This window comes from Shewanella algidipiscicola (assembly GCF_900380485.1).
Taxonomy (GTDB): domain Bacteria; phylum Pseudomonadota; class Gammaproteobacteria; order Enterobacterales; family Shewanellaceae; genus Shewanella; species Shewanella algidipiscicola.
Map to the genome: position 1 here is coordinate 185,393 of NZ_OXJV01000012.1, position 23,758 is coordinate 209,150.

Below are 23,758 nucleotides of genomic sequence, written 5' to 3' on the forward strand. Positions count from 1 at the left end.
AATAAGGGTTTATTTGGCTCCACCCTAGGGCGAAACAAAGGGTTGTTATTAACGCTATTGGGTAGTGTTATGTGGATAAGCTATGGCTACGCCCAGACAGAGTCGGCCAGCCCTAAAGCGATGCAGGCTAAGTTTCCTAATCAATATATGAGTTGGGCGGCGACATCAGAGCAGGAGGAGCGAACCGATATGTTGGCCAGCTACCCCGCTGCTATTGTTTTATGGGCCGGCTCTGCATATGCCAAAGAATATCACAGCCCTCGTGGTCATCATTTTGCGGTGGCGGATGTGAGCCATACCTTACGTACTGGCGTGGCGCCAGCTGCTGGGGAAAAAGGCCTATCGGCGAGTTGCTGGACCTGCAAATCACCGGATGTGCCAAGATTAATCGATAAGCTGGGGGTTGAAGGTTTTTCGGCGCAAAACTTTACCGATCTCGGCACCGAAATGAACAGCGTGGTGTATTGTACTGATTGCCATGTTAACGGCTCTGCCGAATTAAGCTTACCACGTCCCCACGCTCAAGATGCCATGGCTAAGGTGCACCTGCCCTTTGATAAACAGGACAGCAATATGCAAGGGGCTCAAGTGTGTGGCCAATGTCATGTGACCTACTATTTCCAACCAGAGCGCAGTAATAAAGTCAATATTCCGTGGATATTTGGTAGCACAGCTGACCTTATCGAGAAGTATTATGATGCGCGTCGTTTTTATGAGTGGATCCACCCAGTATCGAAAACCCCTATTTTAAAAGCGCGCCATCCTGAATTTGAGCATTGGAGCCGCAGCCAACATGCTGAGGTTGGGGTCACCTGTATTAGCTGCCATATGCCACCGGCAAAGGACGCTACGGGGCAGGAGTTCACGAATCATCAAGTGAGTGACGCATTAGCCAATTATGAGCAAGTGTGTCAAGACTGTCATGGTAATAAATCAGCGTTAGTGGACAGCTTGCAACAGGCTAAGACGCAAATAGATGCCAAGGCTCGTGAGGTAGAAGGTTTGTTGGTGAAGGCGCATTATGAAGCTGGTGCTGCATGGGAAGCAGGGGCAAACTGGGCCATGATGAATGATGCCATCATGGCTATTCGACATTCACAATGGCGCTGGGACTTTGCCATGTCGTCACACGGCATATATGCCCATAACCCTGAAGAGGGCAACGAGTTGCTCGATAAGGCGATTGTTCAGGCTAATGAGGCACGCCGCCATTTGGCTACAGTGTTGAAAGAGCTAGCCGTTACCCAAGTCAACTATCCCGATATATCGACGAAACAGACTGCTCAGCAGGCTGTAGGCATAGATTTAGATAAGTTGACCGAAGAGAAACAGGCGTTTATTAAACAAGAGATTGATGAGCACTGGCCAGCAGTGAGCCGTCATGGTTACTCAATCGATTAATCTGAGTGCGTTATTGGCATTAATTATGGCTATGGACAATCACCCATCTGAAGCGATTAACTACGGTGACTTATGTATAGTCATTCAAGTTTATAGCCATTAAAGATGGGGGGGAGCTTGCCAAGGGGGAATATCGATAAGGGCGCAATCGTGATAATGATTGCGCCTTTTTATGACCATAATTAGGTTGATAAGGTGACGGCAAGGTCAACGTGAGCCTTGCTGATATACGGTTTAATATGGCGATTATTGAAAGGTATAGAGTAGGTTGAAGGTAGTGACCGTATCGGTCTGTTTCGAACCTTCGGGCACCACTTCGGTGTACTTAACGTTCATACCAATTTTAAATGCCCAATCTTGGAATAGGGTATTTTTATAACTTAAATCTAGAGTTAAGGTATTGTTTTCTTTGCCTGCTTCGGCGGTCAGGTCGGCATTAAAACTAGTGTACTCATGGATGCGCTGCTCAAATTTGGCAGCGGTACGTAAAATGATATCACGATCGGCGGCGGGGTCGGGAATGTCATCGGTGACTGCTGGTAAATTATAACGATAACCAGGACCAACTTCTAAACTAAGGCGGGTGTTATTGTCGCTGATCGCATCGAAACCATAGCCAGTTGAAACGGTAGAGCTGCGGGTATAACTACCGAAGCGGTCTTTAATAAAGTCGCCGCGAGCGAACACATAGCCGCTGTAAAATTTATAACTGGACTGTAACTGCAGATCGTACTTTTCCGAGGTGGTTTTTTCCGCATCGGCGGCGTAATAGGCTTTAATCACCCCTTCTTGACGGTATGCGGTTGTATCGTAAACTAATTTTGTTCGGCCATTAAAACTGCTGGAGTCGGTGTTACCTGTGTTGATTTGTAAACCTGCTTCGATTTCAGCGGAAAAATCACTGGGTGGCTCTTGGTAGTCGGGTGGAACAAGCGCCCAAGCGCTGTAAGAAAGAGTGAGTGTGACGAATAAAAGAGTTGCTCTTATCATTATTATTGTTCTTATTTTGTTTAAGTGAGCCCAGATTAGGCGCTCGTCAAAACGACAGCCCAGTATCATACCGTTTCAATGCCCTGTCGGTAAAGTCCATCGGCTTAAGATATTGCTTGAATTTTGTCGGGTGTGCAGGTAATATTCCGCGGCTTAATTCAGTCACTTTAATTAGTTCCTTGCCTCTATTTGGTTTGACTGAGCCAACAACGAGGCTAGATAACCGTAAGGAGCAAAAAATGCGTCATTATGAAATCGTATTTTTAGTTCACCCTGATCAGAGTGAACAAGTGCCAGGTATGATCGAACGTTACACGGGTATTCTTACCCAAGCTGGCGGTCAAATCCATCGTTTAGAAGATTGGGGCCGTCGTCAACTGGCTTACCCAATCATCGAATTGCATAAAGCTCACTATGTTCTTATGAACGTAGAAGCGACTGCAGAATCGGTTGAAGAGCTAGAAACAGCTTTCCGTTTCAACGACGCTGTTCTTCGTAGCATGGTTATGCGCACTAAAGGTGCCATCACTGAAGCTTCTCCAATGGCTAAAGCAAAAGACGAGCGTGATTCACGTCGTTCTAGCGAAGATCGTCCAGTTGCTGATGCAGCTGATGAATCTGAAGAAGCCGCTGAAAACACAGCAGAGTAAGTTTTTCTGTGTCCACCAATAACTTGGTGTTGTCTGGAACCATAACCCGTTCTAGAAGCTTTAAAAGCCCAGCAGGTATCGCGCATTGTGTGATTATGTTGGAACACAAATCGCAGTGTTATGAAGCTGAAATGCTCAGAAACGTATACTGTCAGATACAAGTCATATTGAGCGGCGAACGCTTTGAAAGCGTTACAGACAAACTGAAATCCGGGGTGGATATCGAGGTTCAAGGTTTTATTGCTCTGCAACAAGGGCGAAATGGCCAAAACCGTTTGGTATTACACGCTGAAAATGTCGAATTGAAAACTTAGGAGACTGTCACATGGCACGTTATTTCCGTCGTCGCAAGTTCTGCCGTTTCACTGCAGAAGGCGTTACAGAGATCGATTACAAAGATATCGCTACTCTAAAGAACTACATCACTGAAAGTGGTAAAATTGTTCCTAGCCGTATCACTGGTACAAACGCTAAATATCAACGTCAACTAGCTCGCGCCATCAAGCGTGCTCGTTATCTTTCTCTACTGCCGTACACTGATTTACATCAGTAATACCGCATTAATTTAGAGGAATATACAATGAACGTTATTTTACTTGATAAAATCGCTAACCTAGGCAACTTGGGTGACCAAGTTTCTGTAAAAGCGGGTTACGCACGTAACTACCTTTTACCAAAAGGTAAAGCTGTTGTTGCTAACGCTGCTAATACTGAAGTTTTTGAAGCACGTCGTGCTGAATTAGAAGCTAAGTTAGCTGCTGAACTAGCTGCTGCAAACGAGCGCGCTGAGAAAATCAATGCACTTGAGCCTGTTGTTATCGCTTCTAAAGCGGGTGACGAAGGTAAGCTATTCGGTTCAATTGGTAACCGTGATATCGCTGATGCAGTAACTGCTGCTGGTGTTGAACTTGCTAAGAGCGAAGTTCGTCTTCCACTAGGTGCTATCCGCACTACTGGTGAATACGAAATTGATGTTCAAGTTCACACTGAAGTGAAAGCTGTAGTTAAAGTTTCTGTTGTTGCAGAAGCTTAATAACTTAGCTTAATCGCTTTAAAGAGAGCACCGCACTAACGTGATTAGGGCGGTGTTTTTTTATGCCTTAAAATTATCAGTGTGTTTTTTGGCTTTACAATCATGAGCGACAACATAAAGCTAATAATGGCAGACCACCGCTGATGGCTGTCTAACTTCTACTTTTAACAGCGGTTAAAAATGAGGATTATCATCGGTATTAACCTATGTTTAGCTATGAAAGATAAAGAGACTGAAAATGCCATTGAAGCTAGGGCTGCATACAAAAGTGCTTAGTATATCTAGGCTTTAATGGCTGATTTTTTATTAAGCCATTGATTAATTACATAAATCATCAAGGTTTAAGGTGAATTCACAGGGAGATGACTCTTGTGTTTTCCAATGATGTAAATCTGACTTAGCTGTACATCCAGTATCTTCTATCAATGCTTTTTCATTTCGACAGAGCATGACCTCAGAGTTGTTTCCAACGACCTTGATGAGTAAAGAGTAGTCATGTGGGAACTGTAATTTTTCGGATTGTCCATTGACGGCTTTTAAGAGTAATTCATCGTTTAATAAGCTTTTACCGTTACCGTATTTAACAAGCCCATCAACACCTGACGCAATGGTCTTAATTCTCGATGCGTAGTCGTACATATTCTCTACTTCATTATCGTTTGCTTGACATCCGCTATTGTTCAGCGATAACGAGATTAAAAATATGGTTACCAGAAAATGTCTATAGTTTATGCCCATGCCGTTAGCTCTCCATTCTCATCGAATCCATTATCTAAATTCCAATTTACGAAAGCACTTAGTGTCCCACTGTCGAAAACGAAATTTCCTAGAACAGCTAAATATTGCTTAATGTTGCTAATTGCTAAGTCAAAGACTTCATCATAGTCTTTAAGGCCATAGGGGGTATTTAAGTTTTTGATAAACTGATTATCCACTTCGTTAGGACGAGGATATAGCATCCCTGAGTTGGCAGCTAGATGCCTAGCCCATGGAAAAAAACGATATCCTTCATCAGCATTATCAACGACTAATTGAAAACCTTGATGCCATTTATCGAAATCAGGAGTCACTCTTTCTGCTTGTTGTGGATGAACTTCTGTTAGTGCAGCTAACCAAATGGTCTTAATCGTATTATCAAGATCACCATTGTTATCGATACAGCTTCCTAGTTGCTCTTTAACATGATCTGCCAGCCCTATTTCTCCTAAATTCAAGCGCTGCCATATATAGGCATCCTGATGCATTTCACAGGTTCTATGAGCCGTTTTGTTTTGCTCATAAGGTCCAACCTTTAGCTCGACTACGGGGTGAATAGTGATATCTGCAATAACATGGGAAACTATGCCACAAATCCATGCAAACGTCTTATGTTGTTCGGTTCCCGTATACAATTTGCATTGTCGAGCTAGCGCCTTAATAAACTCTCCCGTTTTTTCATAATGCATTAGGTCAGCCCAAACATTTTGCTTCGAGTCTGTAATTGCGAGATAAGGATAGTCAGGTGACACACTTCCAAGCTCAACATACGATTTATTCAAAGCAATGGCTTTTTTTGCCTCCAAAGGCATTTCAATGGTATTTAATGCATTGGAATCACTTGCGATGTTTACCGCGGTTAAATGTGCAAAAGCTCCAGGCATAGAGTTTCTTCCTTGATAACTAAGGTTAATTAGCAGCTTAATTTATCAGTTAGTATAAAAAACATCCATGAATATACCTTAATTTTATTCAACCATTTAGGTACATTGCTTTAGTTGTTTTTTTCACATTAAAAGAGTGACAGGAGAGATTATTGAAAGGGGATACCTAGCTATAAACTTAATGATAAGTATTTTCGAACGCATGTCCTTGGAAAATACCACTGTGAAATTATGAAGTTCAGTAAGCATTAGACCGTAAGAAAATAATGATAAATGATGCTAGTTAAGTTAGTACTATATGAGGGGGTGACACCCGCGCGTGCGGGTGTTTTTATCTATATATCAGGTTGTTATATAGTTAGTTGTGCACTAGTTTCAATTCGTTAATTACTGACGAGTGTTAGCTCATCAAGCAGATTATCGGCATGATCCACCTCATCCATCATCCACAGGATATACCTAAAGTCGACGTGCACAGCACGTGTAATGGTTGGGTTAAAGAACCAATCTTTAGTGATCGCCTCATAGGTCGAGTCAAAATTCAGCCCCACCAGTTCACCTTTGCCGTTAAAGACCGGTGAGCCTGAGTTACCTCCCGTGGTATCGACACTGGATAGAAAGTTAACCGGCACCGAGTCGAAGCGTTCAGGTTTATCTATACAAGAAAACAGACGACACAACCAAGATGCAGGATCTTGATAAACCGACTCCACTTGGTGACTGCCATAGCGTTTAGCTGTAATGGCATCCAATACCTTTTGCGGCGCATTAAATGGCGTGACGCCAGTATGTTTAGCCGCAAGCCCTTCTAAGCGGGTAAAGGGCTGTTTATAGAGCGCATCTTTTGATTGATAGCCATCGACCATGCCGTAAGTGATTCGCAAAGTACCGTTAGCATCGGGATACACAGGCCAATCGTTTGCCTTGTAGTAGGCGATAACCGCTTGCATATAATCTGGGCGGGCTTGAGACAGTTTACCGGCTAGGGTCTTTTGTGCTTGCTCTTGTGCCATATTGGTGTCGTATAGGGCAACCGCTAAGCGAATAAAGGGATCGCGACTGGTTTCAAAGGCATTAACATCGGCATTCATCCAGGCTAAACGTTTAGCGGGGTCTGTGAGTGATGTTGATGAATATAGCTTATCTAGTGTGTCGGCTAGAATAATGTCGCTGTTGTTAAGATTGAGCATCTCATCTAATGCCGCGACTCTATGTGCTTGCGCCCGATACGCGTTAAGATCCTGCAGCCATAACGTCTTATCAACGGAAACGGCAAAACGTGAGTCGATACGTTTAAGACGCGCTTTAAACATCTTCATGTCACGGGTTTGATAACCCTCTTCACGCTCTGCATCGGGCTTGGTTTGCTCTTTGGCTAAGCGGTAAAGCTGATTAGCCGCAGACAACAAGGCACTAGACTGAGCGTTGTCGAAGAAGTAGCGCCGTTGCTGCGCTGCACGTTGCTCAATCAATAAGGCTTCGAGTTGGTCAAATTTGGCTTGGTAGTGCAGATACTCACTATTGTTTGCTAGCCAGTGGCTAAAGTCATCTTCACGTGACTGTTTGATGCCCGCAATATCGGTAGCCTTAAAACCATCGAGTAGACCGTTGTACTTTTTCATGCGGTTAGCCATAGACAATAGCGTGCCTGCATATTTGATGGCTACATCCGTATCATGTTCTCCCATGGCTTCGAGTGTATCGATACGTAGTTGATAGCGCGATGCGAGGGTAGGGTAGAGCCAGTCACTGGCAAACTTAAGTTCGCTGGTGAGGCGGTAACGGCTGGTCGAACCCGGATAGCCTGCCGCAAATACGCCATCACCGGCTTTGACGCCATCGCGGTTAATCTTAAGGTAGCTTTTAGGGGTAAAGGGCACGTTGTCAGCTGAATATGCCGCAGGCTTACCATCTTTGCCTACATAAGCGCGCAAGAAGGTAAAGTCGCCCGAATGGCGCGGGTATTCGTAGTTATCGATATCACCACCAAAGGCGCCCACGCTCTCTGGCGGGGCATAGACCAGACGCACATCACGAATGATTAACTGCTTGATAAGGTAGTATTCTAAGCCATTATGAAAACTGCGTACCGAGCAGCGATAGTTTTCATCGCTCTCACACTGCTTAATTAAGGCCTTACGATTTGCTTGGATGGTTTCAAAGCGTTTTAGCGGGTCATCACTCAAGCCCGTTTTGACCTCGGCACTGACATCGGTGACCGCCTCGGTAATATACAGGCGCTCGTTAGGACCTGCCGAGGGTTCATCGCTCATTTTTTTGGCTAAGAAGCCGGTTTCGATGTAGTTATGTTCTTTTTTACTGTTGTATTGGATAGCCTGATAAGCACAGTGGTGATTAGTCACAACTAACCCTTGGGGGGATACGAAACTGGCGGTACAATACCCGAGGCCAACGACAGCATTCATTGGATATTGGGTCAGATCGGCGAGTTGCTCTGCTGCAATGTGGATACCGCGTTCGCTAAGTTTATCGGCGATTGACGGCATCTGATAAGGTTGCCACTGCCCTTCATCGGCGATGGTGATGCCCGATGACAGCATTAAGGCTGCAACCAATGCTTTGCGCATGTTTATTCCTTAATTATTATAGGTGTGTTTGTTGGATTAACTGGCGTAGGCTGCCAGTTATGGGTTTGCTTGACCCCAGTTTTATATCATATTTTGCCTAATTGTTGGAAATTTGGAGAGTAAATGGCACAGCAAGGTAGTTTTCAGGCTAAGAAAAAGCCCAGAGATTTACAACTCGACGCATTAAAGATGCCGCCACATTCGATTGAGGCTGAGCAATCTGTGCTGGGTGGCTTGATGTTGGACTCCGATGCGTGGGATAAAGTGGCTGAGGCCGTGGTAAAAGAAGATTTCTATTCCCGTTCTCACCGGATGATCTTTATGGCGATGGAGTCTTTGGTGGCTGCCGGCCAACCGATAGATTTGATCACCGTATCAGAGCAGCTCGAACTTGAAGATAGCCTTGAAGATGCCGGTGGTTTTGCCTACTTAGGTGAAATTGCTAAAAATACCCCAAGTGCAGGTAATATTTTATCTTACGCCTCCATTGTGCGTGAGCGCGCGGTGGTGCGCGAAATGATTAAAGTCGCCAACGAGATCGCCGATGCAGGCTTTAATCCTGAAGGACGAAACTCGGGCGAGCTACTGGATTTAGCCGAGAGTAAAGTCTTTAAAATCGCCGAGCAGCGCACCAATGCCAATGAGGGACCAGAAGGCATTAAGACCATTTTGGAAAAAACGGTCGATAAAATTGAAGCCCTATATAACAACCCGCATAACGGTGTTACCGGGGTATCGAGTGGCTTTGGCGATTTAGATAAGATGACCGCCGGTTTCCAATCGGGTGACTTGATTATCGTGGCGGCGCGTCCCTCTATGGGTAAGACCACGTTTGCGATGAACCTGTGTGAGCAGGCGGCATTGAATGAAGGCAAACCGGTATTGATTTTTAGTCTCGAGATGCCTTCAGAACAGATCATGATGCGTATGTTGGCGTCGCTTGGACGTGTCGACCAAACCAAGATCCGTACCGGTCAGCTTGATGATGACGATTGGGCTCGGGTGTCGTCGACCATGGGCATCATGCTCGAGCAGGGCAAGATGTATATCGATGATGGCTCGGGGTTAACGCCAACCGAGGTGCGTAGCCGCGCGCGGCGGATTGCCAGAGAACATGGCGGCTTGTCGATGATCATGATCGATTACCTGCAATTGATGCAAGTACCTGCTTTGTCAGACAACCGAACGCTGGAGATCGCCGAGATCTCTCGCTCGCTTAAAGCGTTGGCAAAAGAGTTGGAGATCCCGGTGATCGCCCTGTCACAGCTTAACCGCTCGTTGGAGCAACGCGCCGATAAACGCCCTGTAAACTCGGATTTGCGTGAATCGGGTTCTATTGAGCAAGATGCGGATTTGATCATGTTTATTTATCGTGATGAAGTGTATAACGACGACTCACAAGATAAAGGCACCGCAGAGATCATTATTGGTAAGCAACGTAACGGCCCCATCGGCCGGGTGCGTTTGGTGTTCCAAGGCCAATATTCGCGCTTTGATAACTACGCGGGTCCTCAATTCGAAGAAGATTAATAGCGAGCGGGGCAGGATGAAAGATGATTTATCTTGCCCCGCGAGCCGTTAATTTGCGCTATGTTGTTATAGGTTACTTGCTTCTAAAATAAGGTTATTGTTTGAAACCCTTTCCCCGTGCAGAGATCAGTGCCGCGGCGCTGAAATCGAATTTACGCCGATTACGCGAGCTCGCCCCCCACAGTAAGGTCATGGCCGTGGTTAAAGCTAATGGCTATGGTCATGGTTTATTGAATGTCGCTAATTGTCTATCCACCGCCGACGGTTTTGGCTTGGCAAGATTAGAAGAGGCGCTCGAACTTAGGGCCGGTGGTGTTACTGCTAAATTGCTATTGTTAGAAGGTTTTTTTCGTCAAAGCGATCTGGATCTGCTCGTCACCCATGACATAGATACCGTGGTGCACCACGAGTTTCAAATCGAGATGCTCGAGCAGCAAATACTAGCCAAGCCGGTTACCGTATGGCTAAAAATTGATTCGGGTATGCACAGGCTGGGCTTTAATCTGGCCCAGTTCAACGCCATTTATGCCCGCTTAATGGCGTGCCCGCAAGTGGCCAAACCTATCCATTTGATGACCCACTTTGCCTGCGCAGATGAGCCTGATAATCCAGCGACGGCGAAGCAAGCCGAGCGTTTTAATGAGATGACCCAAGGCCTCCCAGGGTTTCGCACGCTAGCTAACTCTGCCGCAGCATTGTACTGGCAGCAAACACAGGCCGATTGGATCCGCCCAGGTATTGCCCTTTATGGTGTCTCACCCGTTGCCAATGACTTTGGCAGTAATCATGGTTTAGTGCCGGCCATGGAGTTGATGTCGCAGCTCATTGCAGTTCGTGATCATAAGGCCTGCGATCCTGTCGGCTATGGCAGTTATTGGCATGCCAAGCAAGATACCCAATTAGGCGTGGTGGCGATTGGTTACGGTGACGGTTATCCGCGTAATGCCCCAGAGGGTACCCCAGTGTGGGTCAATGGCCGCTTAGTACCTATTGTTGGCAGAGTATCAATGGATATGCTTACGGTGGACTTAGGCATAGACGCCACTGATAGAGTTGGGGATGCAGTAATGTTGTGGGGCAAGGCGTTACCCGTTGAGGATGTTGCTGAGCATATTGGTACTATTGCCTACGAGTTAGTGACCAAGTTGACCCCGCGTGTTGCAGTGTGCATGGACTAACGACAAATGCCCATTAGCGGTGATTTCAATAACGATTAAGCACCTTAACGATCTAAGTCGTTAAGGTCTGTACTGTGTTAACGCTCGAAACAGATTTCGATATAGGCGTTGCCGAATTCGCTACTAAAAGGCATAACGATTTTTTGCCCATCAGATTTATGGGCTATGGTGTGTGCTTTACCCGATACCACGACTGGGGTCGCCATCTCAAAGTCGTAGCCCTTTTCGCCTAACAGTTTTTTTGCTCCACCCGTCACCATGTTGGTTAATTCGCCGACCAGATCGGTGATCTCCTCGTTGATATTTTGCGGCTTTTCCCCCAGCATTTTATGCATGATCTCAAGAATCAATGGCGCTTCAAAGGTGATTGATAACGACCCCTTTGTCTGCGGCCCAACCATGCCAATAAGCCCCGAAACATCTCCCTTAGCGATATTATCTTGCTTTAAATTTGGCTTACCCGGCGTTAGCTTCATGCTTGCCATGGTCTCCAGCACATTGAGTAGCGAGGCTAAGAAGGGGTTAATAAAGTTAACATTCATGACGGACGAGGCCTTATTTTAACAAGGATGAATTCAAGGCTATAAGCTTAGGTGAATTTAGCGTTATAACACATTGTGGTTTGACCACCTTAGCATAGGCGTACCGATAACGAGCAAGGGCTTTATTAGGCTTACGCGATCGTTTGACGCTTTTATAGGCGGCATTTTAAGCTTGTCATTAATTTGTGTTTTATCTGTTGGGTAAACGTGTCAAATAGGCGCTGATAGTAGGGGCAAATAGCAAGGAGAAGCGGGCGTGACATGTCTAGAGGACATTAAAGGCAAGTTTGCCGGTTCTTTTTATGCCTCAATTGACCGCAAACCTGTGCATTCTCTAGTGGCCGAGGTAAAATGCCCAGTCATGCCCTTTACTGTGGCTTGCTAAACTAGGGGATACCGTTTTTTATGTCGTTACATATCATGCCATCAGTCATCAATCGTACTTTCAGCATTGCACCCATGCTGGATTGGACCGATAGGCATTACCGCTACTTTGCTCGCATCATGTCTGCTCAAGCTTTGCTGTATACCGAGATGGTGACAACGGGAGCGATTATCCATGGTAAGGGTGATTATTTAGCGTATAACGAAGAGGAGCACCCGCTTGCGCTGCAACTTGGTGGGTCGAATGCGTCTGACTTAGCCACCTGTGCCAAACTGGCTGAGCAGCGTGGTTATGATGAGATTAACCTCAATGTCGGTTGCCCGTCAGATAGAGTGCAAAATGGCCGTTTTGGTGCCTGCCTTATGGCCGAACCTAAGTTGGTGGCCGAATGTGTCGATGCGATGCGCAGTGTAGTGGATATTCCCGTTACGGTTAAAACCCGTATCGGTATCGATGAGTTAGACAGTTATGAATTTTTGACTGAGTTTATCGACACCGTTAGCGCCGCAGGCTGTGATACTTTTATCATTCATGCTCGAAAAGCTTGGCTGCAAGGCTTGAGCCCAAAAGAAAATCGTGAGATCCCTGAGCTGGATTATCAGCGCGTTTACCGTTTAAAGCGCGATTATGCCGCGCTGAGTATTTCTATTAACGGTGGCGTAAAAACCTTAGATGAATGTGCTGAGCATCTTAAACATTTAGACGGTGTAATGGTGGGGCGTGAAGCCTATCAAAATCCTTATATATTGGCTGAAGTTGACCAACGCTTATGTGGTAGCGAAAAGCCAGTGTTGAGCCGAGATGCCGTGCTAGAAAAGATGATCCCCTACATCGAAAAACACTTACAAGCGGGCGGGCGTTTAAATCATATCACTCGCCATATTACTGGGCTGTACCAAGGTGAAGTGGGCTCTCGGGCGTGGCGTCGTTATGTGAGCGAAAATGCCCACAAACCTGGCGCGGGCATCGAAGTGATCCATCAGGCCAGAGCCAGCATGGAGAGTGTGTAAATAAGTACTAGCCATGTTATTGGATAGCATCAGGGTTTAATTCATTTTCCCCCTGTTATGCCCAGCGTAAGCCTTCACCTTGGTGAAGGCTTTTCTATGGTGTGGGCGCCGTTCAGGGTGTTCAGCATAGAGAGTAGTAAAAATGACTACTGCCTAGTGAAACTCGCTAACTCTTTTCATTTCGCTTAATCCTTGTTTGTTATTTGGGATTATTCTATCTTCAATCTTTTGCATTTAATTCAACCGCTTAACTTGTTGTTACTGAGTTGGCACGCCACTTGTATTGTCTTAATTATCACCATTAAATAGCAAAGGATAAGACCATGAACAAGTTCACTAGAATGTCATTAGTCGCTGCCACATTTATCGGGATCAGTTTTTCTGCAACCGCAGAGGATTTTATACCAAATGACATTAGCGCCACTTTGGAGCGTCAGTTAGCGGCGCAAATGCAAGATGCAATAACTCTAGTAAAACAAGAGCTAACTTTGTCACTGCAGGCGCAGTTGTCGGAGTCACTGTTCGATAGCGGTTTTGAGTCATCAAACCCGATTGAAGAGCCGGCAACGTCAGATCAACATGCAGTGATAGCCAGTGTGAGCCAAAAGGACTGAGCAGATGTATTTTTGGGAGCTGGCATTGATTTTATTGTTACCTGTCTTGGGTTTTGTGATTTGTGCGGCACTGGTATGCACAGTAAGAAGCCTGACGGGAAGTTAACTGCTCAATACCTTAATAGGAGTCACCGATGAAGATTGATGATCTAACTGACACCCTGAAGCGGCCTAGTAGCTTGATTTGTGGGGTCGCCACAACCATGGCCGATAAATTTGCTTGGTCGTGCCTGTGGACTCGGGTGGTGTGGACGGTGGCAGTAGTAATGAATCCGGCCATGTTCCTAGTGATTTATTTTGCGCTGGCATTGGTATTGCCTAGACGAAAATCGCCTTATTAACCACATAGGCCGTGATTGATAGGTCATAGCAAGTGTTAAAGCAGATGATAATGATATTTATTGAGAGGATACTATGATGAAACTGAGATTAACTAGTACACAGAGCCCAGCCGCTATTGCCGTGGAATTAGGTGTGGTCATTGTGATTAGCCTGCTTATTTTCACCTTAGCGCTTTAGATTAAGCCTTGGATATTAAGTGAGTTAGAGCATATTTTAATGAGAGGGGCGGAATATTAGCATTTAACATGAACGCTAATATCGCAGTGACTCCTGTTACAGCGCAAGAGAGTTGATAGTAAGCCATGCGGTGGCAAAGGGCACAGATACTAGCTGACCTTGAACTTGGGTACAAAGAGGTTCGCATAAAACGCATCCAAAGCGCATTGTATAGTTTGGATTATCTAAACTGCATTGAAGTCGGGAGAGGTATTACCTAGTGATGTTGCCGGCTTAGAGCGACTAAACCGACGCTATGTCATGACTCACTTATGCTGTTACTTATTCAAAAACGCGGTAAATTGCGCCTTAGCTTCATCACTTTGCAGTCGCAGCGCGAACGCTTCTAACTCTTGTTGCATTTGCGACCGCACTGCCTCGATATCGTATCGCATTAAGCGGCGGCTCGCCTGCAAGGCTTGAGGCGGTTTCTGTGCTAACTTAATCGCTTGGTTGAGTGCATAGTCAAACAGCTGTTCATTGGGTAACACCTGATTGACGATATTCATCGACAATGCTGATTCGGCATTAAAGCTCTCACCTAATAGCAGTAATTCGGCAGCTTTTTGCGGCCCCACTAAACGTGGTAATAATAGGCTGGCACCCGCTTCGGGAACTAAGGCTAAATTGACAAAAGGGAGTTGAAATTTAGCGCTGTTGTCGGCGTAAACTAAGTCGCAATGCAGTAGCAGTGTGGTGCCGATACCTACGGCCGCTCCCGTCACCGCCGCAACAATGGGCTTATTGAGATCAAGTAGGGCAAAAAGAAACTTAAATGCAGGATGCTCTGGACCTAAGTTACTATTTTTTAAAAAGTCAGCGATATCATTGCCAGAGGTGAAACACTCTGTTTGCCCTTTAATCAGAAAGGCGTTAATTCCGTTGTCTGAATCCCCTTGGATAAGGTATTCTGTGAGTTGATTATACATATCGAGATTAAGCGCATTGCGTTTTTCTGGGCGATTTAAGGTGATAATGCGAACGCCCTGCTCATCCTGAATTTGAATGGTACTCATTGGTCAAGATTCCTTATTTGTGGCAAATGGGATTAAGAAGGAGTTTAAGACATTGAAACAGATTTTCAAACACGCGTTTAACTTTGTGTTGCTATCATGCACTTCATTCTCCGTTTTGGCAAATGTGATGCTAGTCGATGGCTATGTGAGAGCCATGCCTGCTAGTGTGCCCAATACGGCTGTTTATTTTACCCTGATGAATCATGGCCCAGAGGTTAAACTAGTCGCAGTGGAAACCGATGTCGCTGAAGAGGCGCAGTTACATACACTGGTTGAAGAGGAAGGCGTAATTAAAATGCGTCAGCTCCCCTATTTTACCATTGCAGCCCATGACAATTTGGCGTTGGCGTCATCGGGTAACCATGTGATGCTGCTAGGCTTAAAGCAGCCATTACAAATTGACCAGAAAGTGGATTTAACGCTTACATTTGATGATGGTACCGAGCAGGCTATTACCCTGACGGTCACCAGACAAGATGCGACTAAGCAAGATGGTGAAATGGATCATCATCACCACCATTAACGGAGTAATCGTATGCAGATGACATGGAAAAAAGGCGCTCTCGTCGCCGCAATAGTGTTTCTAATTGGCTATTTTGTCAGTGTGTGGTGGAGCATCGAGCCTGATAGAATTGAACCGCACCAACTTAACAGTGCAACTGGCCAAAAAGTGGTGGGCTATGCGACCACAACGTCACTGATTTTAACGGTCGAGACCCTTCTCGATAAGAGTGGTGGCTGGTTATCTAACGACATTATGCCGCCCTCGCTATTTATGGATAACATGCCGGCGTTTGAATTTGGTGCTATCGAGCAGGCACGTGATCTTGCCTTGATCATGCGCAAAGAGTTTAGTCGGTCACAATCGCAATCTACCGCCGATAACGATCTGTTAGCCGCCCATTCTAAGCTGAATATTGAGCACACCAGTTGGTTGGTTCCAAGTGCTGAAGGCGAATACCGTGACGCGATTAAATTATTCAAACTGTATCGTGCCCGCATTGCCGATACCAATAATCCCGATGCTCAGTTTTATGCCCGAGCCGATAACTTAAATGAATGGTTAAAAGAGGTGCAAAAGCGCCTAGGCAGCATGTCGCAGCGTTTGTCTGCTAGTGTTGGGCAAGATCGTCTCAATACCGATTTAGCCGGAGAAACCGAAGCCAGCCAGTCGACCCCGAATCTAGCGCGTCAGCAGATAAAAACAGGTTGGTGGGAAATCGATGATGTATTTTATGAAACTCGCGGCGCCACTTGGGCCTTGCTGAATTTTATGAAGGCTATTGAGGTCGATTTTGCCGATGTATTAAAGAAGAAAAACGCTGAAGTCAGCTTACAGCAGATCATTCGTGAGCTGGAAGAAACTCAGCAACCTGTGTGGAGTCCGATGATCCTTAATGGATCAGGATTTGGCATAGTGGCTAATCACTCATTGGTGATGGCCAATTATATTTCCCGCGCAAATGCTGCGGTTATTGATCTCACTAACTTATTGACTCAAGGTTAAATGATGAAAAAAACACTACTTGCATGTGCTCTGCTTACTTCACTAGCAGCGACTTCTGCACAGGCCGCAACACTGGTTGGTTTTAAAGTGGGTGGCGATATTTGGCAAGCGGATACTAATGGTACTTTTGCACAAGGTGGTCAAACTCAACAAGATTTTGATTACGGCTCATCAACACAAGGTAGCCTTTGGGTTGCCGTTGAGCATCCGATCCCATTAGTACCAAATGTTAAAATTCGTGAGAATCGCTTAGATGCGGATGGTCAAGGCACATTGGTAGCCCCTTGGATCTTTGGCGAACACACCTTTAGCCCAGGTAGTATTTCGACTGCGACCAACTTAAGCAACACAGATTTTGTACTGTATTATGAGTTGCTGGATAACGACCTCGTCGCGCTCGATTTAGGTGCGGCTTACAAGCGTATGCACGGTTCATATCGGGTTGCTGATGCTGGTCATCCTGAGCAAAAAGATCTGAGTAGCGGTGTTGTGATGGCGTACGCTAATGCCGAAGTAGGCTTGCCCGGTCTAGGCTTGTATGGGTTTGCAGATGTGATGCTGGGTGTAGATGAAACTAGTGTATATGACTATTCTGTTGGTTTAGGCTGGCATTTTGATGGCGTCGCGCTCGATACTAAAATCCGTGTTGGTTATCGTGACTTTACTTTCGACGTTAATGGCTTCGATGGTATTACTGCTAACTCACAGTTCAAGGGCGCTTTTGCCGGTGTAGAACTGGTTTTCTAACGCTGTCATCTATCCTAGCGTTTGTCTCCTGATTTGGTCGATGAGAGCCATAAAAAAAACCGCCATTAGGCGGTTTTTTTTATGGCTAATGGTTAGTCGATTTACTGGCTGACAACGGGGGCGATTAAGCCACTGTTAATCGAAATTACGTCATCTTCATTTAGGGTTCCAGCCGCTTGTTTTAGCGCTAAAATGGAGTTGATGTAACCGTAACGGGCATTCGATAACTGACGTTTTGAATCGTATAAATCACGGGTACGGTTTAGCACGTCAACAATAGTACGAGTCCCCACTTCAAAACCTGCTTGGGTCGCTTTAAGTGCACTCTCTGATGAGATAACCGATTGCTCATAAGCACGGATCGAGCTGATAGAAGCACCGACGTTATTGAAGTTGTTACGCACATCTTTAACTACTTTACGGTAGGTTTGTTCCATCTTTTCACTGGCTTCAACATACTGATATTGTGCTTGATTAACTTGTGAACTTACCTTGAAGCCTTCGAAAATCGGTACGCTTAAGGTCAGGCCAACATTGGCATTATCCACATCAGGCTGATTACCAATTTGGTTCTTTTGCTCAAGATTAGTGGTGTAACCTGCACTTAGGTTTAGCGATGGCATATGACCCGCTTTGTAAAGCGTGATGGTCTGCTGAGCGATATCTTTACCGATACGAGTTGCCATAAGGTCAACACTGTTGCTCTCGGCCATTTTTAACCATTCTTCTGGCATGGCTGGTGTTGGCGTGACAGCGGTGAAGCGATTGGTATCTAAGATATCGATGGATTTATGATCGATACCGGTAATTTCACGCAAGGCTTCGTAGCTGTTGATCAACTGGTTTTCCGCTAAGATTTCAGAGGCGCGGGCTAAGTCATACTGTGCTTGAGCTTCATGCACATCGGTAATAGCGGTAAGGCCTACCGCAAAACGTTGTTTTGTTTGCTCTAGTTGACGTTCAATTGCGCGTTTTTCAGCGCCTTTAAACTCGTAGTTATCTTTAGCCGATAAGACGTCAAAGTAAGCACTCGTCACTCGAATAATCAGGTTCTGTAGTACCGAAGCATAAGCGGCATCGGCCTGTGTGGCGGCAAGTTCCGCTAAATCTAGCCCAACCCATGCACTGTGATCGTAAACCACTTGCTTTAATGACACGCCGGCATTTAAGCCGCTGTTATAGGTATTGTCGGACACATCTGACCAACTTTTGCCATAACCCACGCTGGCACTTAGTGTCGGCAGCAAGGGAGCACGATTTTCTTCGATCTGCTCGTAGAGTCTGTCGCGTTGAGATTGAGCTTGAAGCGCGATAGGATCACTGGTAAGTGCTTGTTGATAAATTTGTAATAGGTCGTCGGCGTGCACGGCTGAAGTTGTCGCCGTTAGAGTCAAGGCTGCACATAAAGTGCGGATCTTAAATTTCATTACCTGTCCTTTTTTAGACATAAATACTCCTTTTGGCGGAGCGATTTACTTAATAAAGTTAAGTGATGCTTTACAGCAAATCATTTGAGTAAAGCGGTTTGCGCTTCCCGACGCTTCCCGATACATCTAAACTTGTAAGGTTAAGATACTAAGATATTAAGAAATTAACCAATTTTAAGTCAACTATGAAGTGTAACAGTTTTTGATTTTATGTCTGCAATTTTTGGGGGGCGACATGCTATATTTACCTACCCTGCAGCCCTTAACCGTCATCAAAATAACTCAAAGGAAAGTGGATGAAGCAGAAATTTAGCCGTGATGATATTGAGATGCTGAGTCAGCATACTGTATATCAAGGATTTTTTCGCGTTGACGAGTACCGTTTTAAGCATAGGTTATTTGCTGGTGGTTGGAGCGAACCCGTGACTCGAGAGGTGTTTGAGCGTGGTCATGCTGTGGTGGTTCTGCCCTATGATCCCGTTAGCGATAAAGTGGTGTTGATTGAGCAAATTCGGATTCCTGTTGTGGCGGATGCCTCAACACCATGGCTGTTTGAGTTAGTGGCTGGCATGATTGAGCCTGGTGAGTCAGCCGAGCAAGTGGCACATCGAGAGCTAAGAGAAGAAGCGGGACTGGTGGCAAATAAAATGGTGCGGGTGTGTGACTACTTTGCTAGTCCAGGCGGCAGTAGCGAACGCTTTGACTTTTATTGGGCGAAGGTGGACGCGAGCCTTGCAAGTGGTATTCATGGGATCAGTGAAGAGCATGAAGATATCAAGGTACATGTGATGTCGCGCGAAGCGGCGTATCAGCTATTATGTGATGGGGTGATAAATAACGCCTCGACTATGATTGGCTTGCAATGGCTGCAATTAAATTACCATAAATTAAGAGAAGGGCTGTGACAGTTTCGTTAAACAAGCGGCACAATAGCTACCAAGTGGACGTCAGTCGCTTTTTGGCGTTATGTAGCCGAAATTACTTTAATATATTGCGTTGGCTACCAGCCTCTTGCGAGCAGGGATTTTGTTGGCAAGTCGATGGTGATTTTGGCAGTTTAGACGTTAAGTTGCTCGAAAATACCCAATATACCCAATTGATTGAAATCTCCCGGGCTATCGACTCAGTGCAATTAATTGATACCCCTAAGGTTGTCGTTCGTGTTTATCATGATGCTAAATTAGCAGAAGTGTTAACTAGTCGACAGATTTATCGCTTAAGACCAGTATATGATTACCCAAATATACGTATGTATCATAGAGACGAAAAGTACCAGGTAAATGCTTTTCTTGAAGAGTTACTACAGATTGACAATCATGTCAGGATTATTTGTCAGTCCACATTTTAGGGTTTTAATGTGCTAAAAGAGGCTATCTCTTATTCTATTGGTGACGGTGAGAGCGTTAGACTGGTTCAAGTGACCGATCCGCACCTGTTTGCCGATCGCGAAGCTCAGCTTTTAGGCGTTAATACCGCAAATAGCTTAGATGCTGTGCTTAATACCATAAAGGCGGTTGATTATCCGGCGCATCTGATGTTGGCGACGGGGGATATCAGTCAGGATTACTCGCACGAGTCTTATCATAATTTTGTGCGTGCAATTGTACCGCTTAATTTACCTTGCCATTATTTACCCGGTAATCATGACGACCCTAGGGTGATGCATCTGCATATGCAAGGGCCTCGAGTGTATGGCGAGCAACGCATTTTGGCAGGTAACTGGCAAATTATCATGTTGGACTCCACTGTTAGGGGAAAGCCTGGGGGCCACATGGCCGAGACTCAGCTGGCCTTGATAGAGTCTGCGGTCGCGGCGCAGCCAGATAAACACACCTTACTGGTGATGCACCACAATCCAATTTTGGTGGGCTGTCAGTGGCTGGATCAACACTGCATGGATAATGGCTCAGATTTTATTGCCAGGGTCGCTAAGTTACCTCAGGTTAAGGGATTGCTGTGGGGGCATGTGCATCAAAGCCTAGATCAAACTCATCCCACTGAGCATGGCACCATGCGTTTAATGGCAACACCTTCCACCTGTATTCAATTTAAACCTAAGTCACCTTATTTTGCATTAGATGCACAGCAGCCAGGATATCGATTACTGGAACTAAAAAGTGATGGTGGTATATTGACCAATGTTTACCGGGTTCCTGGTAATAAGTTTTCTCCCGATCATGAGTCAAGTGGTTATTAATTTCTTCTCATACTAGCGCAGCATCAGGATGATGCTTGATTGGAGCTAAAGCTTTATTTGGTGAATTGCGCTGCCAATGTTAGCATCGTGGCACTTACTCTCTCTGTCGGTACCTTTTGATTTGTTCTGTGTCGTTAGCGTTGGTATCGCGAGTTAAATAATAGCAATAGTTATCGAGGAAATATGCTGCTCTATCTCCATGGCTTCAATAGCTCCCCTCAGTCAGACAAAGGGCTGGTGACCGCTCGATATATTGCTCAGCATTTTCCACAACTCTCTTTTTTTCAACCGCAGTTACCCGCCACTCCCGCCGCCGCGATGACATTACTGATAGAGATTGTCGAACAAGCACTCGCTAAAGGGGAGTCGCTGCATTTTATTGGCTCATCATTGGGGGGGTACTTTGCCAGTTACCTCGCTGAAACCTACGGTGGTAGAGCGGTGCTCATTAATCCGGCCGTTACTCCTTATGCATTATTTGATGATTTTATTGGTCAACAGTACAATCCGTATACTGACGAAACGTATCAAATATTACCCGAGCATAAACAAGAGGTTGCACTGTATGATACCGAGGTTATTCTGAATCCTGAGCGATTTCTTGTATTATTACAATCCGGTGACGAGGTGCTCGATTACCAACAAGCAGTGAATAAATACCATTGTTGTCAGCTGCTAATAGAGGCGGGTGGTGACCATAGTTTTATCGGCTATGAACAACAGTTGGATAGGATCTGCCAGTTCCTGTTTCTTAATAAATAGACATGTAGGGCCGCAATAAGGCCTGAATAACCATATGTGTGTGCCATGACAAATCAATACACCTCAGATGCAATTGAAGTACTTAATGGACTCGACCCTGTTAAGCGTAGACCCGGCATGTATACCGACACCACACGTCCGAACCATTTAGGACAAGAGGTGATCGATAACAGTGTGGATGAGGCGCTGGCAGGCCACGCAACTAAAATTGACGTGATCCTTCATAAAGATAACTCGCTGGAAGTTATTGATGATGGTCGTGGTATGCCCGTTGATATCCATCCAGAAGAGGGGATTTCTGGGGTCGAATTGATCTTAACTAAGCTGCATGCTGGCGGTAAGTTTTCTAACGATAACTACCAGTTTTCAGGAGGCTTGCACGGGGTGGGCATCTCGGTGGTCAACGCCCTGTCAGATCGCGTTGAAATCAGCGTAAGACGTGGCGGCGAAGTCTATGAAATGGCGTTCGAGCATGGCGATAAGGTTGAAGACCTTAAGGTCACCGGCACCTGCGGCAGACGTAATACGGGCACTCGGGTGCATTTTTGGCCTACCGCCAGCTATTTTGATTCGGTCAATTTCTCTATCCCAAAACTGGTTTATTTACTGCGTGCCAAAGCGGTATTGTGCCCAGGACTACGCATTAAATTCACCAATAAACAAACTGGTGAAAGCGAAGAGTGGTTTTATGAAAGTGGCTTAACCGATTATCTGCAAGCGTCGATTAATGGGGCTGAAACCTTACCCAAAGAGCCGTTTATTGGCACCATGGTCGGCAATACCGAAGCGGTTGATTGGGCGATAACTTGGCTGCCAGAGGGCGGCGATTATCTTAACGAAAGCTATGTTAACCTTATTCCCACGCCGCTTGGTGGTACTCATGTCAACGGTTTTAGGCAAGGCTTGCTCGACTCGATGCGTGAGTTTTGTGAGTTTCGTAATCTGATCCCGCGTGGTATCAAGCTCTCGCCCGAAGATATTTGGGACCGCAGTAGTTATATCTTGTCGATTAAGATGCAAGATCCTCAATTTGCAGGACAAACCAAAGAAAAACTCTCTAGCCGCCAGAGCGCCGCATTTGTTTCTGGTATTGTGCGTGACGCCTTTAGTTTATGGCTTAATACCCATACAGAGCAGGCTGAAGCCTTAGCCGATATGTGTATTAATAATGCGCAGAAACGGTTAAAAGCGGCTAAGAAGGTGGCGCGCAAAAAAGTCACATCAGGCCCAGCCTTACCCGGCAAGCTTACCGATTGTAGCGGCCAAGATCCTATGCGTGGCGAGCTATTTTTGGTCGAAGGTGACTCGGCGGGTGGTAGTGCTAAACAGGCGAGAGACCGTGAGTTTCAAGCTATCATGCCTTTGCGCGGTAAGATTTTAAACACGTGGGAAGTGGATGCCTCGCAGGTATTGGCCTCGCAGGAGGTGCATGATATCTCGGTGGCGATAGGCTGCGATCCCGACAGTAGTGATATTTCTGAATTGCGTTATGGCAAAATTTGTATACTGGCCGATGCTGATTCCGACGGATTACATATCGCGACCTTGCTGTGCGCACTGTTTATGAAGCATTACAGAGTGTTAGTAGAAAAAGGCCATATCTATGTGGCGATGCCACCACTGTTTCGTATCGATGTGGGTAAAGAGGTCTTTTATGCCCTCGATGAGGCGGAAAAGCAGGGGATTTTAGACCGTATCGCCGCCGAGAAAAAGAAAGGCAAAGTACAAGTGACTCGCTTCAAAGGTTTGGGCGAGATGAATCCGTTACAACTGCGCGAAACCACAATGGATCCGAACACTCGCCGTTTGGTACAGTTAACCATTGATGAGGCCGATGATACTATGGCACTGATGGATATGTTGTTAGCGAAAAAACGCTCGGGTGATCGAAAAGCATGGTTAGAGACCAAAGGGGATATGGCTCAGTTATAACCTGAATTATGGCTCAGAGATTGTATAGGCAGATGAACTTAAGATAATGAA

At 45.7% G+C, this 23,758-nt stretch carries 25 protein-coding genes; 18 read left to right on the plus strand and 7 right to left on the minus strand.

Annotation, left to right across the window (positions count from 1 at the left end; translation table 11 throughout):
- The first annotated feature begins 69 nt into the window (after positions 1-69).
- Positions 70-1,401 carry an ammonia-forming cytochrome c nitrite reductase subunit c552 gene (locus DN599_RS08250; protein WP_239473281.1) on the plus strand — a complete coding sequence of 444 codons (1,332 nt, stop codon included), beginning with the start codon at positions 70-72 and terminating at the stop codon, positions 1,399-1,401.
- Positions 1,402-1,647: 246 nt separating this feature from the next.
- On the opposite strand, the gene DN599_RS08255 is transcribed toward DN599_RS08250, so the two are convergent.
- Complete coding sequence (locus DN599_RS08255) at positions 1,648-2,391, minus strand: DUF481 domain-containing protein (RefSeq protein WP_110457146.1); 744 nt, start codon at positions 2,389-2,391, stop codon at positions 1,648-1,650.
- Between the two features lie 239 nt (positions 2,392-2,630).
- On the opposite strand from DN599_RS08255, the gene rpsF reads away from it, so the two are divergent.
- From rpsF to rplI, 4 genes are read left to right on the plus strand one after another with little or no spacing between them, the layout of a single operon-like run.
- Complete coding sequence (gene rpsF / locus DN599_RS08260) at positions 2,631-3,041, plus strand: 30S ribosomal protein S6 (protein ID WP_110457147.1); 411 nt, start codon at positions 2,631-2,633, stop codon at positions 3,039-3,041.
- A gap of 8 nt (positions 3,042-3,049) precedes the next feature.
- Positions 3,050-3,355, plus strand: a complete 306-nt coding sequence (priB, locus tag DN599_RS08265; RefSeq protein ID WP_110457148.1) for a primosomal replication protein N — start codon at positions 3,050-3,052, stop codon at positions 3,353-3,355.
- Between the two features lie 11 nt (positions 3,356-3,366).
- Positions 3,367-3,594: a 30S ribosomal protein S18 gene (rpsR, locus tag DN599_RS08270; RefSeq protein ID WP_011867078.1), complete on the plus strand. Its 228-nt coding sequence runs from the start codon at positions 3,367-3,369 to the stop codon at positions 3,592-3,594.
- A 27-nt stretch (positions 3,595-3,621) separates the two neighbouring features.
- Positions 3,622-4,074: a 50S ribosomal protein L9 gene (gene rplI / locus DN599_RS08275; RefSeq protein WP_110457149.1), complete on the plus strand. Its 453-nt coding sequence runs from the start codon at positions 3,622-3,624 to the stop codon at positions 4,072-4,074.
- 318 nt (positions 4,075-4,392) lie between these two features.
- Here the strand turns inward: rplI and DN599_RS08280 are convergent, their stop codons facing one another.
- The 3 genes from DN599_RS08280 to DN599_RS08290 form a co-directional block, all read right to left on the minus strand.
- Positions 4,393-4,713 (minus strand): hypothetical protein, encoded by a 321-nt coding sequence (locus tag DN599_RS08280; RefSeq protein ID WP_162599180.1) that lies wholly within the window; start codon positions 4,711-4,713, stop codon positions 4,393-4,395.
- An 89-nt stretch (positions 4,714-4,802) separates the two neighbouring features.
- Positions 4,803-5,714 (minus strand): zinc dependent phospholipase C family protein, encoded by a 912-nt coding sequence (locus DN599_RS08285; RefSeq protein ID WP_110457151.1) that lies wholly within the window; start codon positions 5,712-5,714, stop codon positions 4,803-4,805.
- A gap of 383 nt (positions 5,715-6,097) precedes the next feature.
- Positions 6,098-8,302: a S46 family peptidase gene (locus DN599_RS08290; RefSeq protein ID WP_110457152.1), complete on the minus strand. Its 2,205-nt coding sequence runs from the start codon at positions 8,300-8,302 to the stop codon at positions 6,098-6,100.
- Between the two features lie 123 nt (positions 8,303-8,425).
- On the opposite strand from DN599_RS08290, the gene dnaB reads away from it, so the two are divergent.
- Both dnaB and alr read left to right on the plus strand, forming a co-directional pair.
- Positions 8,426-9,832, plus strand: coding sequence for a replicative DNA helicase (gene dnaB / locus DN599_RS08295; protein WP_110457153.1), 1,407 nt, complete (start codon positions 8,426-8,428; stop codon positions 9,830-9,832).
- Between the two features lie 101 nt (positions 9,833-9,933).
- Positions 9,934-11,010: an alanine racemase gene (gene alr / locus DN599_RS08300; protein WP_110457154.1), complete on the plus strand. Its 1,077-nt coding sequence runs from the start codon at positions 9,934-9,936 to the stop codon at positions 11,008-11,010.
- Positions 11,011-11,087: 77 nt separating this feature from the next.
- Here the strand turns inward: alr and DN599_RS08305 are convergent, their stop codons facing one another.
- Positions 11,088-11,552, minus strand: a complete 465-nt coding sequence (locus DN599_RS08305; protein WP_110457155.1) for a chemotaxis protein CheX — start codon at positions 11,550-11,552, stop codon at positions 11,088-11,090.
- A 405-nt stretch (positions 11,553-11,957) separates the two neighbouring features.
- Between DN599_RS08305 and dusA the strand changes: the two genes are divergently transcribed.
- The 3 genes from dusA to DN599_RS08320 all read left to right on the plus strand — a co-directional run bounded on the left by dusA (position 11,958) and on the right by DN599_RS08320 (position 13,902).
- Positions 11,958-12,947 carry a tRNA dihydrouridine(20/20a) synthase DusA gene (dusA, locus tag DN599_RS08310; RefSeq protein ID WP_110457156.1) on the plus strand — a complete coding sequence of 330 codons (990 nt, stop codon included), beginning with the start codon at positions 11,958-11,960 and terminating at the stop codon, positions 12,945-12,947.
- A gap of 323 nt (positions 12,948-13,270) precedes the next feature.
- A complete protein-coding gene (locus DN599_RS08315; RefSeq protein WP_110457157.1) occupies positions 13,271-13,561 on the plus strand; it encodes a hypothetical protein in 291 nt (96 codons plus the stop codon).
- Between the two features lie 134 nt (positions 13,562-13,695).
- Complete coding sequence (locus DN599_RS08320; RefSeq protein WP_110457158.1) at positions 13,696-13,902, plus strand: PspC domain-containing protein; 207 nt, start codon at positions 13,696-13,698, stop codon at positions 13,900-13,902.
- A gap of 495 nt (positions 13,903-14,397) precedes the next feature.
- On the opposite strand, the gene DN599_RS08325 is transcribed toward DN599_RS08320, so the two are convergent.
- A complete protein-coding gene (locus tag DN599_RS08325; protein WP_110457159.1) occupies positions 14,398-15,135 on the minus strand; it encodes an enoyl-CoA hydratase in 738 nt (245 codons plus the stop codon).
- Between the two features lie 52 nt (positions 15,136-15,187).
- On the opposite strand from DN599_RS08325, the gene DN599_RS08330 reads away from it, so the two are divergent.
- From DN599_RS08330 to DN599_RS08340, 3 genes are read left to right on the plus strand one after another with little or no spacing between them, the layout of a single operon-like run.
- Positions 15,188-15,658: a copper chaperone PCu(A)C gene (locus tag DN599_RS08330; protein ID WP_420820857.1), complete on the plus strand. Its 471-nt coding sequence runs from the start codon at positions 15,188-15,190 to the stop codon at positions 15,656-15,658.
- Between the two features lie 12 nt (positions 15,659-15,670).
- Positions 15,671-16,642 (plus strand): DUF2333 family protein, encoded by a 972-nt coding sequence (locus tag DN599_RS08335; RefSeq protein ID WP_110457161.1) that lies wholly within the window; start codon positions 15,671-15,673, stop codon positions 16,640-16,642.
- Positions 16,643-16,645: 3 nt separating this feature from the next.
- The gene (locus DN599_RS08340; RefSeq protein WP_110457162.1) at positions 16,646-17,389 is read left to right on the plus strand and encodes a TIGR04219 family outer membrane beta-barrel protein; all 744 of its coding nucleotides are present in this window, start codon (positions 16,646-16,648) and stop codon (positions 17,387-17,389) included.
- 101 nt (positions 17,390-17,490) lie between these two features.
- On the opposite strand, the gene tolC is transcribed toward DN599_RS08340, so the two are convergent.
- A complete protein-coding gene (gene tolC / locus DN599_RS08345; protein WP_110457516.1) occupies positions 17,491-18,816 on the minus strand; it encodes an outer membrane channel protein TolC in 1,326 nt (441 codons plus the stop codon).
- Positions 18,817-19,112: 296 nt separating this feature from the next.
- Here tolC and nudF point away from each other — a divergent pair, with 296 nt between their 5' ends.
- The 5 genes from nudF to parE all read left to right on the plus strand — a co-directional run bounded on the left by nudF (position 19,113) and on the right by parE (position 23,707).
- On the plus strand, positions 19,113-19,721 hold the full coding sequence (gene nudF, locus DN599_RS08350) for an ADP-ribose diphosphatase (protein ID WP_110457163.1): 609 nt from the start codon (positions 19,113-19,115) through the stop codon (positions 19,719-19,721).
- Entirely contained in the window at positions 19,718-20,164 is a 447-nt protein-coding gene (locus DN599_RS08355) for a DUF1249 domain-containing protein (protein ID WP_110457164.1), read from the plus strand. Before nudF ends, DN599_RS08355 begins: the two co-directional genes overlap by 4 nt.
- Positions 20,165-20,173: 9 nt before the next feature.
- The gene (cpdA, locus tag DN599_RS08360; protein ID WP_110457165.1) at positions 20,174-21,013 is read left to right on the plus strand and encodes a 3',5'-cyclic-AMP phosphodiesterase; all 840 of its coding nucleotides are present in this window, start codon (positions 20,174-20,176) and stop codon (positions 21,011-21,013) included.
- A gap of 183 nt (positions 21,014-21,196) precedes the next feature.
- Positions 21,197-21,775, plus strand: coding sequence for a YqiA/YcfP family alpha/beta fold hydrolase (locus tag DN599_RS08365; protein ID WP_110457166.1), 579 nt, complete (start codon positions 21,197-21,199; stop codon positions 21,773-21,775).
- 45 nt (positions 21,776-21,820) lie between these two features.
- Positions 21,821-23,707 (plus strand): DNA topoisomerase IV subunit B, encoded by a 1,887-nt coding sequence (gene parE / locus DN599_RS08370; RefSeq protein ID WP_110457167.1) that lies wholly within the window; start codon positions 21,821-21,823, stop codon positions 23,705-23,707.
- Positions 23,708-23,758 lie beyond the last annotated feature (51 nt).

Excerpts from the sequence above, each read along its gene's own strand:
- DN599_RS08250 (WP_239473281.1), top strand. The coding sequence starts at position 70 with ATGTGGATAAGCTATGGCTACGCCCAGACAGAGTCGGCCAGCCCTAAA.
- DN599_RS08255 (WP_110457146.1), bottom strand. The coding sequence starts at position 2,391 with ATGATAAGAGCAACTCTTTTATTCGTCACACTCACTCTTTCTTACAGC.
- rpsF (WP_110457147.1), top strand. The coding sequence starts at position 2,631 with ATGCGTCATTATGAAATCGTATTTTTAGTTCACCCTGATCAGAGTGAA.
- rpsR (WP_011867078.1), top strand. The coding sequence starts at position 3,367 with ATGGCACGTTATTTCCGTCGTCGCAAGTTCTGCCGTTTCACTGCAGAA.
- rplI (WP_110457149.1), top strand. The coding sequence starts at position 3,622 with ATGAACGTTATTTTACTTGATAAAATCGCTAACCTAGGCAACTTGGGT.
- DN599_RS08280 (WP_162599180.1), bottom strand. The coding sequence starts at position 4,713 with ATGTACGACTACGCATCGAGAATTAAGACCATTGCGTCAGGTGTTGAT.
- DN599_RS08285 (WP_110457151.1), bottom strand. The coding sequence starts at position 5,714 with ATGCCTGGAGCTTTTGCACATTTAACCGCGGTAAACATCGCAAGTGAT.
- DN599_RS08290 (WP_110457152.1), bottom strand. The coding sequence starts at position 8,302 with ATGCGCAAAGCATTGGTTGCAGCCTTAATGCTGTCATCGGGCATCACC.
- dnaB (WP_110457153.1), top strand. The coding sequence starts at position 8,426 with ATGGCACAGCAAGGTAGTTTTCAGGCTAAGAAAAAGCCCAGAGATTTA.
- DN599_RS08305 (WP_110457155.1), bottom strand. The coding sequence starts at position 11,552 with ATGAATGTTAACTTTATTAACCCCTTCTTAGCCTCGCTACTCAATGTG.
- dusA (WP_110457156.1), top strand. The coding sequence starts at position 11,958 with ATGTCGTTACATATCATGCCATCAGTCATCAATCGTACTTTCAGCATT.
- DN599_RS08315 (WP_110457157.1), top strand. The coding sequence starts at position 13,271 with ATGAACAAGTTCACTAGAATGTCATTAGTCGCTGCCACATTTATCGGG.
- DN599_RS08320 (WP_110457158.1), top strand. The coding sequence starts at position 13,696 with ATGAAGATTGATGATCTAACTGACACCCTGAAGCGGCCTAGTAGCTTG.
- DN599_RS08325 (WP_110457159.1), bottom strand. The coding sequence starts at position 15,135 with ATGAGTACCATTCAAATTCAGGATGAGCAGGGCGTTCGCATTATCACC.
- DN599_RS08335 (WP_110457161.1), top strand. The coding sequence starts at position 15,671 with ATGCAGATGACATGGAAAAAAGGCGCTCTCGTCGCCGCAATAGTGTTT.
- DN599_RS08340 (WP_110457162.1), top strand. The coding sequence starts at position 16,646 with ATGAAAAAAACACTACTTGCATGTGCTCTGCTTACTTCACTAGCAGCG.
- tolC (WP_110457516.1), bottom strand. The coding sequence starts at position 18,816 with ATGAAATTTAAGATCCGCACTTTATGTGCAGCCTTGACTCTAACGGCG.
- nudF (WP_110457163.1), top strand. The coding sequence starts at position 19,113 with ATGAAGCAGAAATTTAGCCGTGATGATATTGAGATGCTGAGTCAGCAT.
- DN599_RS08365 (WP_110457166.1), top strand. The coding sequence starts at position 21,197 with ATGCTGCTCTATCTCCATGGCTTCAATAGCTCCCCTCAGTCAGACAAA.
- parE (WP_110457167.1), top strand. The coding sequence starts at position 21,821 with ATGACAAATCAATACACCTCAGATGCAATTGAAGTACTTAATGGACTC.